The sequence below is a fragment of the Paenibacillus sp. GP183 genome (assembly GCF_900104695.1).
In the GTDB taxonomy this organism is placed as follows: domain Bacteria; phylum Bacillota; class Bacilli; order Paenibacillales; family NBRC-103111; genus Paenibacillus_AI.
In genome coordinates this window covers 4686072-4701836 of the sequence record NZ_FNSW01000001.1, presented here as the reverse complement: position 1 = coordinate 4701836, position 15765 = coordinate 4686072, and the positions used below count along the sequence as shown (strand labels likewise).

Annotated in this window: 18 protein-coding genes, 1 pseudogene and 1 riboswitch; of the genes and pseudogenes, 10 read left to right on the top strand and 9 right to left on the bottom strand. The window is 42.7% G+C overall.

Annotation, left to right across the window (positions count from 1 at the left end):
- Positions 1-6 precede the first annotated feature (6 nt).
- The 3 genes from rnhA to BLV33_RS23310 are packed head-to-tail and all read right to left on the bottom strand — an operon-like array spanning position 7 to position 1295.
- On the bottom strand, positions 7-657 hold the full coding sequence (gene rnhA, locus BLV33_RS23315; RefSeq protein WP_090797550.1) for a ribonuclease H: 651 nt from the start codon (positions 655-657) through the stop codon (positions 7-9).
- 20 nt (positions 658-677) lie between these two features.
- A complete protein-coding gene (locus BLV33_RS30510) occupies positions 678-806 on the bottom strand; it encodes a hypothetical protein (RefSeq protein ID WP_290439061.1) in 129 nt (42 codons plus the stop codon).
- Between the two features lie 12 nt (positions 807-818).
- A complete protein-coding gene (locus BLV33_RS23310; protein WP_090797548.1) occupies positions 819-1295 on the bottom strand; it encodes a hypothetical protein in 477 nt (158 codons plus the stop codon).
- Positions 1296-1456: 161 nt separating this feature from the next.
- On the opposite strand from BLV33_RS23310, the gene BLV33_RS23305 reads away from it, so the two are divergent.
- From BLV33_RS23305 to BLV33_RS23300, 3 genes are all read left to right on the top strand, one after another.
- Positions 1457-1690: an alpha/beta-type small acid-soluble spore protein gene (locus tag BLV33_RS23305; protein ID WP_090797546.1), complete on the top strand. Its 234-nt coding sequence runs from the start codon at positions 1457-1459 to the stop codon at positions 1688-1690.
- 211 nt (positions 1691-1901) lie between these two features.
- On the top strand, positions 1902-2054 hold the full coding sequence (locus BLV33_RS28960; RefSeq protein WP_366414832.1) for a lmo0937 family membrane protein: 153 nt from the start codon (positions 1902-1904) through the stop codon (positions 2052-2054).
- A gap of 712 nt (positions 2055-2766) precedes the next feature.
- A complete protein-coding gene (locus tag BLV33_RS23300) occupies positions 2767-2991 on the top strand; it encodes an alpha/beta-type small acid-soluble spore protein (RefSeq protein ID WP_090797544.1) in 225 nt (74 codons plus the stop codon).
- Positions 2992-3063: 72 nt separating this feature from the next.
- Here the strand turns inward: BLV33_RS23300 and BLV33_RS23295 are convergent, their stop codons facing one another.
- From BLV33_RS23295 to BLV33_RS23280, 3 genes are all read right to left on the bottom strand, one after another.
- A complete protein-coding gene (locus tag BLV33_RS23295; protein ID WP_171909267.1) occupies positions 3064-3645 on the bottom strand; it encodes an ATP-dependent DNA ligase in 582 nt (193 codons plus the stop codon).
- A 507-nt stretch (positions 3646-4152) separates the two neighbouring features.
- On the bottom strand, positions 4153-4401 hold the full coding sequence (locus tag BLV33_RS23285) for a hypothetical protein (protein ID WP_090797536.1): 249 nt from the start codon (positions 4399-4401) through the stop codon (positions 4153-4155).
- Positions 4402-4662: 261 nt separating this feature from the next.
- Complete coding sequence (locus BLV33_RS23280) at positions 4663-5532, bottom strand: stalk domain-containing protein (protein ID WP_090797534.1); 870 nt, start codon at positions 5530-5532, stop codon at positions 4663-4665.
- Positions 5533-5772: 240 nt separating this feature from the next.
- On the opposite strand from BLV33_RS23280, the gene BLV33_RS23275 reads away from it, so the two are divergent.
- From BLV33_RS23275 to BLV33_RS23255, 4 genes are all read left to right on the top strand, one after another.
- Positions 5773-7119, top strand: a complete 1347-nt coding sequence (locus BLV33_RS23275; RefSeq protein ID WP_253187146.1) for a Mur ligase family protein — start codon at positions 5773-5775, stop codon at positions 7117-7119.
- Complete coding sequence (locus BLV33_RS23270) at positions 7100-7813, top strand: type 1 glutamine amidotransferase (protein ID WP_090797533.1); 714 nt, start codon at positions 7100-7102, stop codon at positions 7811-7813. Before BLV33_RS23275 ends, BLV33_RS23270 begins: the two co-directional genes overlap by 20 nt.
- 133 nt (positions 7814-7946) lie before the next feature.
- A riboswitch (cyclic di-AMP (ydaO/yuaA leader) is annotated at positions 7947-8148 on the top strand.
- 5 nt (positions 8149-8153) lie between these two features.
- A complete protein-coding gene (locus BLV33_RS23265; RefSeq protein WP_090797531.1) occupies positions 8154-8606 on the top strand; it encodes a 3D domain-containing protein in 453 nt (150 codons plus the stop codon).
- 628 nt (positions 8607-9234) lie between these two features.
- Positions 9235-10494 carry a methyl-accepting chemotaxis protein gene (locus BLV33_RS23255; protein ID WP_090797527.1) on the top strand — a complete coding sequence of 420 codons (1260 nt, stop codon included), beginning with the start codon at positions 9235-9237 and terminating at the stop codon, positions 10492-10494.
- A 127-nt stretch (positions 10495-10621) separates the two neighbouring features.
- On the opposite strand, the gene BLV33_RS23250 is transcribed toward BLV33_RS23255, so the two are convergent.
- Positions 10622-12427 carry a M3 family oligoendopeptidase gene (locus BLV33_RS23250; RefSeq protein WP_090797526.1) on the bottom strand — a complete coding sequence of 602 codons (1806 nt, stop codon included), beginning with the start codon at positions 12425-12427 and terminating at the stop codon, positions 10622-10624.
- Positions 12428-12589: 162 nt separating this feature from the next.
- Between BLV33_RS23250 and BLV33_RS23245 the strand changes: the two genes are divergently transcribed.
- Both BLV33_RS23245 and BLV33_RS23240 read left to right on the top strand, forming a co-directional pair.
- Entirely contained in the window at positions 12590-12769 is a 180-nt protein-coding gene (locus tag BLV33_RS23245; protein WP_090797524.1) for a YycC family protein, read from the top strand.
- A complete protein-coding gene (locus BLV33_RS23240) occupies positions 12766-13002 on the top strand; it encodes a hypothetical protein (RefSeq protein WP_171909266.1) in 237 nt (78 codons plus the stop codon). Before BLV33_RS23245 ends, BLV33_RS23240 begins: the two co-directional genes overlap by 4 nt.
- Before the next feature lie 61 nt (positions 13003-13063).
- Here BLV33_RS23240 and BLV33_RS23235 read toward each other — a convergent pair.
- Positions 13064-13766, bottom strand: a pseudogene (locus BLV33_RS23235) (DUF2225 domain-containing protein).
- A 30-nt stretch (positions 13767-13796) separates the two neighbouring features.
- Positions 13797-14186, bottom strand: a complete 390-nt coding sequence (locus tag BLV33_RS23230; protein ID WP_090797522.1) for a globin domain-containing protein — start codon at positions 14184-14186, stop codon at positions 13797-13799.
- Positions 14187-14474: 288 nt separating this feature from the next.
- On the opposite strand from BLV33_RS23230, the gene ylbJ reads away from it, so the two are divergent.
- Positions 14475-15716 carry a sporulation integral membrane protein YlbJ gene (ylbJ, locus tag BLV33_RS23225; protein ID WP_090797520.1) on the top strand — a complete coding sequence of 414 codons (1242 nt, stop codon included), beginning with the start codon at positions 14475-14477 and terminating at the stop codon, positions 15714-15716.
- Positions 15717-15765: the final 49 nt, after the last annotated feature.

The following is a 15765-nucleotide window of genomic DNA, read 5'->3' as shown; positions in this document are numbered from 1 at the left end:
GCACACTTATTTGCGTCCGAAGTCCGCTTTAATCTCACCCCATTTACGGGTATCCCATTTCACAATAGGGTTTGAATACGTATGGCTTTGCAGCCAATTCAGCGCTCTATCGACCAGTATCCATATTTCTTCTGTAGAAGCGTCCCGTACCAGATTGCTGGCTACTTCCTTTTTACGGAGCCAGCTTAGCGCAGTAACCGAATCGGTATAAATGGTCTTGTTGCTGCCCTGCTTCCTTAAGTAAGCAAGCGCATGAACGATCGCGAGGAACTCTCCCATATTGTTAGTCCCCTTGCTGATCGGACCCTTATAAAAAAGCACCTCACCCGTGCGGGTGTCCACACCTTTATATTCAACAACTCCCGGATTTCCCGAGCATCCCACGTCTACAGAGATGCTGTCATAATTGATTTCTGGCGCAGTGCCGGAAGCTTTGCCGATTTGACTTGCAGACTCTGAGATTTGAGCAGCTTTACCCTTAAATTGGAGCGATTTCTGCCATCCTTTGGCAAAAGCTTGCAAGGCTTCGGATTCGGACTCATAAGCTTTGAATTTAGCCTGCGGGTACCCCTTGGTCTCGGCCTGGCAGTCGGCCCAAGTGCGGTAAACACCGGGATTATGGCCTACCCAGACTACATAAAACTTGTTTTGCGCCACGTTTTGAACACCCCAATAAACTAGTCTATGATAATGAATAACTGCTCTAAAGAATCGGCGATACCAGCCTGGCCATGGATTCCAGCAAACGAAGGATCATCGGACGTTTTCGATAACCTTCCCTGGTTCGGATAGCTCCAAATCAGCATCTATGGTCTCCTTCATAAACGCAGGATCAACTGCTCAACAAGTGAAACCGTATCGGCTAAATAAGGCCTGTAATCCAAGTCTTTGACAAAATGCAAAAATTGATTCCCTTGCAAGAGCAGCTGCTCTCTATAAGCTTTTGAGTCCAGCACATAGCTTTCCATCTCGCGAAAAGGTCGGTTCTGTCTCTCCTCTACCCAGGTGAATTCAACCTTGTCCTTATTCAGGTGTCGAACCGCAAAAGAAAAACCGCGGCATTCCGGATCCCCGCAGCCGCAAATAAAAAAAGGCATCCGCTGCCATTCGTCCGCCGGAGCCCAGCGATTGGGCTCTGTATCCTGAAGACCGCTTGCCAATAGGGCGGGGAGACCTACGTCGATGCAAAGAGGCTCTTCAATGATCCTGTTATCGTCTACGCTCAGCGTAACATCGGCATGGATAAGCTGCAAATCCTTATCAAATGACCATTGGTCAAGTTGTAATTGAAACATAAGCGCCTCCAACTGCTTGCTGTTTGTTATACCCATTATACCAGAGCTGCTTACCATTGTCGTTTGTCACAGCCGATGTAAAGTTGGTGATTATTACCATACACCAACAAGAGTAAAAACGGTACATTCGAGGATACTACCTATTACTGGAGGTGATAAAAATGGGTTCAGGACAATCTCGCAGCAATAACATCCTTGTAGTTCCACAAGCGAACCAAGCCTTGCAACAACTGAAATTTGAAGTTGCCCAAGAGTTGGGGATTCAAATTCCACAAGACGGCTATTATGGTTTTATGGCTACTCGTGACACCGGAGCAATCGGGGGTCACATCACCCGCCGCCTTGTTCAAATCGCCGAGCAGCAACTTGCTGGCAGCAACACAAGCGGCAGATAATTCAGTAAACAAAAAAGGCGGCCGACATGGCCACCTTTTTTTAGTTGGTAATAAAGTATAAGCTTTTCTAAGCTTAGCTTGCTTCGGAATCAACATTGACAAACGCACTCGTCATTTTAAAGACGGACTAGTCGTTTATCCTTGGTTGATTAAAGAATCGTAAATATGGTTAAAATTTTAAGGAAGCCCAAAATCATTTTGAAAGGAAGTGATGACGATGCTTTGGACAATCTTTGTTATACTTCTCGTCGTATGGGGTTTAGGTTTTGCTTTTCACGTCGCAGGTGGACTTATACATATCCTCCTGGTTTTAGCTCTGATTTCATTGATTTATAATTTGTTCGCTGGAAGAAGAAGCCGATAGCGGCAATCATTTTAGCATAATCCCCACGAGCCAATATGGCTTGCGGGGATTATTTTTTTCTAACCGGTTGATTCTGAGCTTGGAGAAAATTTTTCGTCTTCTCTAAAAGCAATTGCCAATAATTCTTGCATAATGAGCCTTTTCATTACTTTGTAGTTTTAGATAAGCTAATTCATTGGATTGCTTGCAAAACATCATTTGCAGCTTTAGCAGCGGCTTTTGTTGCATCTAATTCATCATCCCCCATTAATTGTATAATTCTTTGCACAAAGAGTGGCAATGATTTTTTTATTTTATCAAAAGTTATTATGCAAAATCAACTAATAAACCATTAGAATGACGAGCCCGCACAATAAGGTCAAGCTCACATACAATATGGATATCACAAAGATAAGGATTGATGAAAATGTCAACTATAACCGGCACCTGTAAAGTAATCATTAATACAGGGACCATAATTAACGGTAATTCGAATATCATCTCTCCAACTCAAAACTTTAAATCTATCAATGGTTCCGGCGCTGGCATTACGGGTGACCAAGCCTTGATATTTTCTAACATTAGCGCAACAATAACGAGAAGCGGGAGCATCATTAGATAGGGCTGACACTTACATAGTGTTCCCTCACTCTAATCCGCCATAAAATTTTTAGAAATAAAGGATAAATATGCAAAACAATTCTCATACTACCCATTAATACACACTTAAGGAGTGATTTCCTTGGCTAATCGATCTAACAACATTCCAGTTGTCCCCCAAGCACAGCAAGCTTTACAGCAGTTAAAGTATGAAGTGGCCCAAGAGCTGGGTATCACCATTCCTGCTGATGGTTATTATGGCTACATGGCAACAAGAGATACCGGAGCCATCGGCGGTCATATGGTTAGAAGAATGGTACAGATCGCTGAGCAGCAATTAATGGGTTTTAACAGGTAATACAGGCACAATAATAGGACTGTTCACTCATTTCTCCTCTGAAATGAACAGTCCTATTATTTCTGCTGTTTCTTATCGGATAATCTTCAGCCAGTCACTGCTTCTTTTGCTAACATAATGACTGTCTTTTCGCTTCCCGACAATGCCCTCCATTTTATTCTCACAAATAACATTATACAGTTCCGTCCCATTGTTCTCCGTGACAGGAATGATACTGATGTACGGATTGGGCTTTATTATGGACTCCAGTATAGATTTCCGCTTTATCAACGGCATCCGGCGCAGATCCCGGCCATCATGTTTCAAAACATCAAAAACAATGTAATGCACAGGCCTAATCTTTGCCGCGGCATTTATTCTTGCTTTCTTAGATAGTTGGAATCTTTCCATAACTCTCTCAAAATCTATTTGGCCCGTGTCCGGATCCAAGCTGCAGACTTCCCCGTCCAGGACTATATCTTCACCGAGCACCGCTGGATTCCATAGTTCCGGATACTGTTTGGTACATTCATTATTGTGTCTGGTAAATAACCTTGTTTCACCATTCTTATAGGACATGATCAACCTATGGCCATCTATCTTCGGCTCGAATAAATATGCGGGATCGTTAAATGGTTTGTCAGTCTCCTCGAGCAGCATTGGAGTAATAAACATAAAAAGCATCACCTAAGATAATTTTATCAATAGATGAGTGATCCGTTGAGTGGAAATTATAGGGGACGATTATCTTTATGTGGTTTGCTGACCATAAAAATAATGGCTTCATTAGTGAAGAGATTGTCTCAACTTATTACCTAATGCATTCATTTTTTCTAAGCATTGAATACATAGGCGATTTTTATGTATGGGTACACCGCATGATTCACAGAGATACGTGAGATTGGGATAACTCTTGGCAAGTATTCCATCCTTGATCATTTGGTAAATTGCCAAAACATCAACGTTAATCGCCCTTGAAAGTTCCTCCGTTGTTATGTTTGGATGATGCCACATGTATTCCTTGCAATCCAAGATTTCCTTGTCCACTCGTTTGCTGCACGATTGGCACATATTCCTGCTAGTTTTCTGATATAAACGTCCACACTCAGGGCAATTTTCAACCAACATCTCGCTAACACCTTCTTAACTGGATTTTAAATTGATGAAGGGAAGTTAGAAGGGCTATGTTAATTTCAGACTTTCTTTTGCTTGCTCATAGCCTATGGATAGATCCATTAGTAAGAATATTCCAGGGTTACTCGATAAACGTTTCTTCAAACGTGAATGCAGAAGGGGTTTTTCGTATTTTAGAATAGTTATGATCTCCGCTACTTTACCGCTGTTTCTTTGGAGATCAAGTAATATGTCAACACATTCTTGAAGAGATTTAGGATGGTCTTCTAAAGCTCGAACTTCTTCCAAGGCTTTCATCTATCTTGTTCCCTCGATTTTTAGCTAGACTTGTAACTATATAGAATTACATTATAGCAATGAATAAGTTATTATTCTGTGTGCATTGCTACAGTTTTCTGAAAAAGCCCTTGATCCCTCTTAAAAGTGATCTGTGAGCTGCTCTGGAGCAAAACTTACTCGCAATAATCCCCACAAAGCGATAAGGCTTGTGGGGATTATTGATTTGCTATGTAACATACGTTCTATTCTCTGCGTTCGTGGTCACCTCGTGTTTAAACCTCAATAATGATTCGGTTGATCGGGGATTATTTGTTTAAAGGTATATCCGCTTGGCAGATATTGCTGCCCGTTTGGATCCACCGGCCTGTTATATAATTGTTCATATGGAATTAATGTAATGTCGTATCTTGCGAATTTTCCATTTACCGTACACCAGTAAATAAATTGATTTTCCTCTTTCCTCGGTTCAATTAATACAGGCAATGTATAGTAATATTTATCGCTGATTGCATAACTCTTAACGGAATTAACGAAAGTGTTCAAAGCATCGATTTTTTTCTTATCGGTGATCCCGGTCATTGGAATTGGATTCGTATAGTCATATGTATAGTTAGGTTTTGGAGTCTCTTTCCAAGCTTTTTTTAATTCTTCTTCGCTGACAAACAAATCCTCCGTGTACTTTTCTTTTGAAATTGTAAGCCCCTTGGTATCGATTCCCATTTTATGAGCATCGGACAACCGATAATGAATCTTTCCTTGTGCATTATAAATCGTCAATATTGTATATGTACTACCTAAATACTGTAAGGTTTGAGAAGAAGCGCTCATCATCGTAATAACATCAGTTACTTTATCACTGAGTTGATCACTATAAATCCTGCTGTTAACATGAATAGCTTTCGCTTCATTATCCCAGTTGACCTGTGCATCGAGATACTGTGCAATACTTTTCAATGGAAGGTATGAATTATTGTCATAGATCAATGGTGGACTTGTTAATACCACCGGTTTTCCATTTACAAAAACTTTAAAATCAGGTCGTAAATAAGCTTCCACTTTCTGAAGAACGTCCTGAGCGTAAACACCCGCCGTAAAGCTAAGTCCTATCACAACCGCTGCCACCAGAATTCGAATGTTAAATTTTTTCATGGATTCTCCCGTGAGATATTTTTTATATTCTATTTATCTTCTATTTATCGACTTTAATCCATCTGATTATGAGTTTTTTTGTAGTAATAGCAATAAAGCCCTCACTCCCTGTTGTTCTAGTTGCTTCGCATGAAAAAACGGAGTCGGTTGGTTTCCCTTTTAACGTATTTTTCTCTCATGGGAGGGAATATTACTTGTCAATATCCTTTGCGAATAATTTGCTAAAACAAGAATGGAGAGTTGAGGAAAATACAAAAAAATGCTGCTCTCATTTCCGGTAAAATGGCAGGTAAATTAAGTCGGCTGACAGGTCATAAGGGTACCACTCTGCCTGGAGTTGTCGCATTGAAAATTGACCCGAAAATTTTATCGAAAATATCCGGACAAATTAAATATTTTATTTTTATTACCGGTACAAATGGAAAAACGACAACGTCCAATCTGTTAGCGCATCTCTTGAGGTCAGCGGGAATGAAAGTTTTGAATAATACTGAAGGCTCAAATATGATCTCAGGGGTAGCCTCGTGCATGGTTAATCACGCTTCAATATCCGGTAGACTGAAGTACGATTACGCTGTATTGGAAATTGACGAAGCCAGCTTACCGGTGGTTATGAAGCAAGTTACTCCGAAAATGGTCGTTATAACTAATTTTTTTCGAGACCAATTAGATCGTTATGGGGAGATAGATACTCTGATTAACCATATTGGTGCTGCCATTCATCCCATTCAAACAAAATTGATTTTAAATGCCGATGATCCGCTGGTTTTTCGATTGAGCTCTTTTGGCAAAGAGGATGTCTTTTTCGGGCTTGGCAAACAGTCCTACCATTTTGGAGATTACGGCATGTGTGAATCTAAATATTGTCCGATATGCGGTGAGGAAATGAAGTATGATCACGTTCATTTTGGCCAGCTTGGATTTTTTACCTGCTCTTGTGGATTTGAACGCCCGGACCCTCATTATGAAATCGACAGCGTTCAATGCAACCCCTTAACTTTTTCACTGAACAATAAAACGTACAGGATCAATATGACTGGCGCCTATAATGTTTACAACGTATTAGCGGCGGTTGCTTGCGCAGCGGAATTAGGGGTTCATGTTAAGAACATACAAGAATCCTTATATAAGTTTCATCCCGACAATGGACGTATGCAGGTGTTTCAATTTAGGGGATTTCCCTTCATCGTTAATCTCAATAAAAATCCATCCGGCACGAATGTCTCATTGTCGGAAATCCTTTCTACGAATCACGAGAAGCAGATCGTCTTTTTTATTAATGACTTTATTGCCGATGGTGAAGATGTGTCATGGATTTGGGATATAGATTTCGAATGCCTTCAAAGGGAAGATATCAAAACAATAGTATGCTCCGGCAGCCGCGCATCCGACTTGCTGTTGCGTCTTAAGTATGCCGGGATTGATCCCAATAAAGTGTTTAAAATTCCTTCTATAGATCAGGCCATAAAATACGCGCTTAATCATCCTATGCACACTTATTTGTTGCCAACCTATACAGCCTTGCAGCAGGTGAAAAAGTATCTTGTTAGGAGTGTGAAAAAGGAAAATGAAGCTTATCCTTTATAACTTTTTCCCGGATCGGTTAAATTTGTACGGAGATAAAGGAAATGTGCTAGTTCTTAAAAAACGGTGCGAATGGAGAGGCATTGAATTAACAGTTGTGGATATCAAATCGACTGCTTCATTGAACTTTTCGACGGTTGATATTTGCTTCATGGGCGGAGGGAGTGACCGTGAACAGGGTCTGGTTTCCAATGAATTTTTGAAAATAAAACAAGAATTTAAAGAATGTGTTGAGGACGGTGTAAGCTGCCTCGCCATATGTGGAGGTTATCAGCTTCTGGGGAGTTGCTATGTAACTTCCGATGGCTGTAAGTATAAGGGGATGGATATTTGCAGCTTTGAATCCATATCCAACAAAGATCGTCTGGTTGGTAACATGATGATTGAATCAAATGATTTTGGCAAAATAATCGGTTTTGAAAACCATTCCGGCCGAACCTATCACAACTACAAATCGCTAGGAAAAGTCATCAAAGGCTTTGGTAATAACGGTGAGGATGGAACTGAAGGGCTCCACTATAAAAATGTAATCGGAACGTATCTCCATGGTCCTCTTTTGCCTAAAAATCCTTGTCTATCGGATCACATCATTGCAGCCGCAATAGACAGAAAATACGGCAAAAGGGAACTTATTCAATTGGATGATGCTTTGGAGAACGATACCAAACAGAATGCGGAGAAAATTTGTCTCTCCTGAAAGAAACGATATTGTCTGAGCATCGCGAACCTAGGCACTCGTCAAATTGACAAAAGTACAAGTAATGCTAATTTATGTTAAAAAAGTAATATTGTAAATAAATGTGGGTTACATTATCCATTTTAATATGTTAGTCTTATCTAAGCCGAAACTTTCGTTTAGAAAGTGCGGGGGATGATTTATTTATTGAACAGAACACCTGGTGCCGCTCAGCTTTGAGCTGTCAGGATATCGCTGTTCATTTGGGGTGAATATCGGATCGTATCCGAATAGGGACTGTATCCTTTTGTCCGAACCCGACAACTAACCTCGTAGGCAATATACTAAAAGGAGAGATAGTATGAATATTCAACCTCTGAAAAAGACAGTGGTTGGGCTTGCTTTAAGCCTGTCCATTGCCGGATTCGCACTACCCGCTAACGCAGTCCATGCTGCGTCGAATAATACAGTTCAGACCGTTTCCGGAAAGTCATTGGCGTACAGCAAAGTTATGAACATTGTCGCTACAGCTTACTCCGAAGCGCCGCAAGAAAACGGATGGGGCCCTGTTGATTACTTCGGCAATCCCCTTAAAATAGGTACTATTGCCGTAGACCCCAATGTGATTCCACTCGGAACAAAGGTATACATTACCGGTTATACCTTTAATGGCTTCCCAAGAGGGTTAATCGCTACTGCAACCGATGAAGGCAGCGCGATTAAAGGGAACCGGGTCGATATTTTCATCCCGAGTTCCACTGGTCCTGCGAGTGATTTCGGTATCCAAAACGTGAAAGTTTACGTATTGAAATAAAAAGTATAAAAAGCAATAATCCCCACAAACCTTAAAGGCTTGTGGGGATTATTGCTTTGCTAAGTATTTCTGAATGAATAAAATATAAGTCCTTCAAACCGATTTAACCGTACTTGCCATGTTGTAATTCGACTCGAATTGAACGCTGGCGCATAGCGTGTTCTGCTTCAATGTGAAATCAAGCATGATTTCACCATGAGTCCAATTCTTCTTGTATTTCAGAGATTCAATTGCCATTTGGCGAAAAGTTTGGTATTGGGATTCAACGAGCCCTTTTGTATTCGCTTGGAGTTCTCCGCCTTTACATTCTAGCGGCAGATGCCTGATTCTATACTTTCCAATCACATTGTTGCGGATTTGAATAAAAACTGTCCCCGATGCATCATTTAAATTATTTGAATATTCTGGGATGTAGGACTATTATACTGTGACACTTTCACTTTTTCAACATATTTTTACATATTTATGCTTTAACATACTTTTATCGGAAGATTTCTATGAGTCTGAAGTCTGAATTATCGCATTTTTCGAGCCTGATATAGAAACTTTTTCCTATGAATGTTATAATTTTTTCGAGATTATTGTAAATACCCAATAATCTAACATTTCATTGAGGAGTCGATTATGGGTGTTTAATTTGTCTACAATATCTTTTAAGCGAAAGCTGCAACTAGGGTGCTTCGGACTCATAGGCATCAGTGCAGTCATGATTCTGATTTTACTTTTTGCCCCACAATGGAACCCCTTTCTTGGTATTATCTTCCTCGTTATTTTGATTGCTGGGAGTATTCCGTTTGTATTCTGGTTTGAAAGATCCTTAACCGAACCTATCGCTGAATTATCGCGAGTTGCACTTAACATTTCAAAAGGGGATTTTACGCAAAAGGTTACCATCACTTCGGATGATACCCTCGGCCAGTTAGGTAAGTCCTTCAATAAAATGATTGATAAGCTTCGTGAAATTCTACAGGATACCGGTTCGATTTCCAAGCAAGTTTTTAACTCCAGCAGGGACATCTACTTCAAAAACGAAAATTTTCGTGGTGTTCTGGAACAAGTCAGTATATCCGCCCATGAGCTGGCAACCGGTGCTGGGCAGATCTCCGAGGAAGTATCCCGTGCATCCGCTACTTCCAGTGATATTCAGACAAACATTTCCAGTTATGCTGATTCCGCCAAAGAGATGAAAGCTCGATCGGATCAAATGCTGAGGCTTGTGGAAAAGGGCATGACCACGGTAGAAAGCCAGGGAGCCGGGATGAAGCGCAATGTGGAAGTAACTGCACTGGTATCGGAAACGATTGATTCACTGGCTAAGCAAGCTGCAGGCATCACCAATGTGACAAGGTCTATTTCAGAAATTGCCGAGCAAACGAACTTGCTCTCGCTCAATGCTTCCATAGAAGCAGCAAGAGCCGGTGAACACGGAAGAGGCTTTGCCGTCGTTGCGCAGCAAGTGCGCAAGTTAGCTGAGGAATCCACAGCTTTGACCCGTGAGGTATTCGGCTTCGTGAAAAGCATTGAACAAGGGATCGGACAGGCCATAAGCAGTATCAAAATCAATGAAGATGTTGTCAACAAACAAACCGTGCTGATTGATCAAACCGAGAAGGTTTTCTCGGAAATCGTCGACAGTATGCGATTCATTTCGGTGGAAATATCCGGGTTCGCTGAGCAGAGCTCGAACATGCTGAGCAGATCGCAGCAAATTGCAGCAGCTATGGAGAGCATTTCCGCAATCACCGAGCAGTCCGCAGCAGGGACCGAGGAAGTGTCTGCTTCGATGAGCGAGCAGATCGGCACGGTTCAGGCAATTGTCAATCAAGCAGAAGAAATGACGCGGGTAGTAACTCAGCTGCAGACGGCCATTCAGGTGTTTAAGCTGTAAGCACCTCACAAAACAGATTCACCATAAAAAAAGCTCCCTCTGTGGGAGCTTTTACTGTAATGAGGCCTTCTTGAGCCATAACCGGCCTCTGGAAGGATAAAAAACATCCTTCCAACTCCTTTTCTAACTAATGAACTTTAGCATCAGTGAGAGCCATGAATTGCTTGACATCTTCGATAGCCATGTCGACTGCACTTTGCCAGAAGTCAGGCTGCGTAAGATCGACGCCGAGATGCTTCCGGGCCAATTCCTCCACAGTCATGCTGCCGGTATCCCTAAGCAAAGAGATGTATTGATCCTCAAAAGCCGGACCCGCTTCCTGGGCTTTGGCATAGATGCCAGCACTGAACAAGAAGCCGAAGGTGTACGGGAAATTGTAAAAAGGCACCTCGGTCGAGTAGAAATGCAGCTTGGCTGCCCAAAAATGAGGATGGTAGCTGCTAAGGGAATCTTTAAAAGCTTTCTTCTGAGCGCTTACCATCAGCTCGTTCAAGCGTTCAACGCTGACAAGTCCGTTACGGCGTTCTTCATAAAAATTAGTTTCAAAGATAAATCGGGCATGGATGTTCATAAAGAAAGCGATAGAACGCTGGATTTTATCCTCGAGTAATATGATCCGCTCTTCAACTGTAGCTGCTTTATTAACCGCTGCATCCGAAACAATCATCTCAGCTAAAGTAGATGCCGTTTCAGCTACGTTCATCGCATATTGCTGTGCAAGAGCAGGCATGTCATTCATAACATGCTGGTGATATCCATGGCCTAATTCATGCGCCAGGGTGGACACGTTATTGGCGGTGCCTCCATACGTCATGAAAATGCGTGTTTCTCCCGCGATCGGAAACGATGTACAGAATCCACCTGGTCTTTTGCCAGCGCGATCCTCTGCTTCAATCCAACTGCGCTCGAATGCTTTTTTGGAGAAGGCTGCCATTTTCGGACTGAACGACTCAAACTGTTCAAGGATGGTTTTTGCCCCATCATCAAAGCTGATTTTCTGTGCGGCTTCGCCCAAGGGGGCATCCACATCCACCCAAGCCAGCTTTTCAAGACCCATAAGCTTGGCCTTACGGTTTAAATATTCCACGAAAATATCCTTGCTGCGGTCAATGACATCCCACATGACATGGAGCGTCTTTTCCGACATACGATTAATTTCAAGAGGCTCCTTGTGAATGGTTGTCCAGCCGCGATGCTTATATGTCTGTAGACGAAAGCCTCCGAGATGATTGAGCGCTTCCGCACAATAGTCCGCTTTGTCCGCCCAAGTCTGTTCCCAAAGCTGGAACAAACGAGTCCGTTCTTCCAGATTTTCCGTATGGAGCCGATTGAAGCCCTGACCGACAGAAAGCTCCACCGTTTTTCCATCCTCTTCAACGGGCATACGGAATTGGCTGACTGTTGTATTGTACAAGTCTCCCCAGCCATGGTATCCGTCAATGGCAAGATCATTGATCAATGCCTCCTGCTCAGGCGGCAGCTTTTCTTTGGCCAGTGCGCGTCTTTCAGTTAAAGGAAAAGCGATCCCGGCGAATGCTTCCAGCTTGAGCAAGTCAGTCCAGACTTGATCCTTAGTCCCAGTTAAGTTTTGATCAAAATCGGTTAAGGACGACAAATATTCAGCGTAACATGTTTTGATTTGTCCACTTAAAAGCACGGCTTTCTTGTCTTTCTGATTATCTGCCATTAAGCAGGAAACGAAGGAATCCGCTTCATGAATATTTTTCAATATGGCTTGCAAAAGTTGAACAAGATCTTCAAGCCCCTTCGAATCGGACGCATTTTGCGGAGGGTTTGTCATATGAACTTTACCTTTGAACGCAGCGATATCCTCCTTCAGTTTCTTGAGAAAATCCAGAAGAGCCGGAGATTCGCTTCCTCCTGCAAAGAAAGAATCCAAATCCCATGTTTGGCTAAGCGGTTTGTTGAACAATAATATCACCTGTCCTCGAGTCAAGGTATGTAATTATACTATTTCATTAAAGCATAAACAGAACTGCACCGCCAATCGCTTTCTTCAGCTCATTGCTTCAGGCTTGAAAGTATGATATCACTATTAGATATATACTATATAAGGAACAGGAGGAAAATGTCCATGAAGCCGCTGCAAATTTCACCCGAAACTGCTCAAAAGCTTGCCGCCCAGCTGAAAATACCGCTCGAGCATTTGCTCCATATGCCACAACATATTCTTTTGCAAAAATTGGCCGAGCTGGCCAATGATAAAGAGGAAGCTGCTCCAAATAAAGATACTAAGGATACCAATAAACCTTGATTCCTTTCTCTCATACATGGCCTTACGAAATCATTATGAAGGATATTTACGTGGCCGAATGTCCATTTTGTCATAAAGATAACGTTCTTCTGCCATTAAAAATTCAGGAGCTGCAATCGATCCATGAAGGCAAAAAAAAGCTGCTTGTCTTTCCTTGCTGTCATAACAAAGCAACCCTTATCGATACGGATCGCGATTACCTGCTGGCGGATCGTCCGATTCGGATAACATGATCACAGCCTGCCTACTTGGCAAAAAAAACGCTAATGGACTCTAACTCCATAAGCGTTTATCTCATTTTGCACTCTGCATTTCTTCCGGCAATTCCAGATTGGCCTGGAGCATATCCTCGCGCGTCGTGGCCCATTGTTCGCGGCTTGCTTTAATCATCCCGGCATCCATAATGGAACGGTCATTGATGATGCGTCCGAACCACTTAACCGCTTCATTGTAATTGCGAAGTCTTCGATTGAGTTCACCGATCAAATACATCAGCTTTGCATTGTTCAGGCTGCTGCCTTCTGTTTCATATACGCTGACATAGGCGTCCAAAGCGAACTTCCAGGAAACGTTTTTCCTGCGCCCAATCTCCCTTGTATCGATACAGCCATGCGATATGATGTAAAATGCCAGCTACCACACGTACCTTTTCGTCTTTTATCTGAGCGCATAATAGAGCAAGTTTATAGGATTGCAGGGCATCCTCCCAGGAACGTACCTTGCCGTACTCCTTCATGTTCCATTTTCTCGCAACCTTTTTCTCGAAATCTGATTTTTGAGCTGATGTCATCTTATTGGAGAAATTCTCGGTGCTGGCAAAGCCGCAAAAAGGACAAATGCGAACGACATAATAATCAGGATTAATTTCTTTATAATGGGTACAAAAATCACTATCCGTCTTAGTCGCCTTCTTAAAGCTCGGCCGAACCCGCGAGGATTGGAATTTATTATCGCAATACGTGCACTTGACATCAATATCAAATAAAGGTTCTACCATGAATGACCGCCTTTTATCTCTAATTTTCATTTAGTGATCACCAGGTGTATTTATAAAATGATAAGCCGAGCCTCTCAAGCGCTCCAGCAGCATTTTTCGAAGATTATCCTCAATATCGATCTCGATCATGGCTTCATTCATACACCGCAGCCATGCATCCGCTCGTTCGTTATTAATCGGAACCGACATGTGTCTTCCACGCATCATGGGATGTCCAAATTGTTCGGAATAAAGATTGGGTCCGCCAAAGAATTGCGTTAAAAACAAATATTGCTTCTCCATAACCGGTTCAATGTCCGTAGGAAATAAGGGGGCAAGCAGTGGATCCGCTTGGACCTTAGGATAAAAGACCTCCACAAGCCGGCGAACCGTGTGTGCTCCCCCCATCAGTTGGTAACCCGTTTGACGCTCTGTGTCCATCCTGCTGTCCAATCCCCTTTAGCTATGGTTTAACTTAAGTTCAGTTTTCCCATTCCTCTTCCGCAGATCCCATCAGGGTCTCTCTAATGACAAAAACAAAAGCACATACGACTAACCCAGCAATCACACCCGTCATATGAACCACTCCCGCCTGTCAAGGATAAAAGGACTATCTAGTTCAATTGTACCATAACCGAATTAAGATTACAGCATTTACCTAAAGTTTTTAATACGGAATGTCTGTCCTTCTTGAGTCATATATTGAGGACAAGGGAGGGAAGTCAGTGTATGCGAAGAAATCAGTCCTTTACCGGGATTTACCTGATAGCTTTTTTGATCATAGCCATCTCCATCCTGCTGATGGTTTTTCCCCAGCAAGGCTTTGAAGCCGCAATGCGCGGGGTTTCCATATGGTGGGATATTTTATTTCCAGCTCTCTTCCCCTTCTTCGTTATTTCCGAAATGCTGCTCGGGTTCGGCATTGTCCATTTTCTGGGGGCGCTGCTTGATCCCATGATGCGGCCTGTGTTTCGCATCCCCGGCATAGGCGGCTTTGTCATGGCTATGGGCTTCGCTTCGGGTTATCCCGTTGCAGCGCGGTTAACCTCCCAGCTTTGGGAACAGAAGCTCGTTAATCGGGAAGAAGGCGAGCGTCTGGTTGCTTTTACGACAAGTTCCGATCCTATCTTTCTGATTGGAGCTGTATCCGTCGGTTTTTTTCATGATGCAAGATTGGCATTGATTCTGGCTGCCGCGCATTATGGCGGTGCCGTCATCATTGGGATTCTCATGAGATTTCATGGGAGGAGCGCACTACAAACGCAGATGCCGCCTTCATCCAAGGGACCCATTTGGAAACAGGCATTTCATGCCATGCACGAGGCTCGAATAAGGGACGGAAGGCCCATTGGGATTTTACTCGGTCAAGCTGTCAATCATGCATTAGGCTTGTCTTTTGTTGTTGGCGGTTTGGTTGTTTTTTTCTCCGTCGTGCTTGAGGTACTCACTGCCGGACACATCATGGGGTATTTGTATGGAGGGATTCGAGCCATCCTTGAGATGACAGGACTTCCAGGTTCCCTATCCGAAGCTGTCATGAAAGGCATTTTTGAGGTTACGTTAGGGGCAAAAGCTGCAGGCTCGGCTCCAGGCGAGATTTCGCTCGTCAGTAAAACGGCGATCGCCGCCTTTGTATTGTCATGGGCCGGGTTGTCCGTTCATGCTCAAATTGTGAGCTTGCTCAGCAACACAAATCTACGGTATTTTCCTTTTCTCGCTGCCCGTTTCATTCACGGTCTTATTTCGGCTGTTTTGGTATTAATGTTATGGAAGGTGCTCTATCCAGTTGGAGATCAGCTGTCTGTTTTCCTGCCCGACGATTATGCATCCGCTCCGCATTCCAGCTGGTTACTGTTGGTTATGCCGTCCAGTGCACTTGCTTTTACATTAACTTTCGTGCTGATAGCAAGTTTATTTTCTGCCTATACCTTGATTAAATTGATGCTTTGGAAAAAAGGAACTATCAAGTGAGTTCAGCCACCGGACTTTTCTTATTGTCAATTATTGATTATGATGAAGG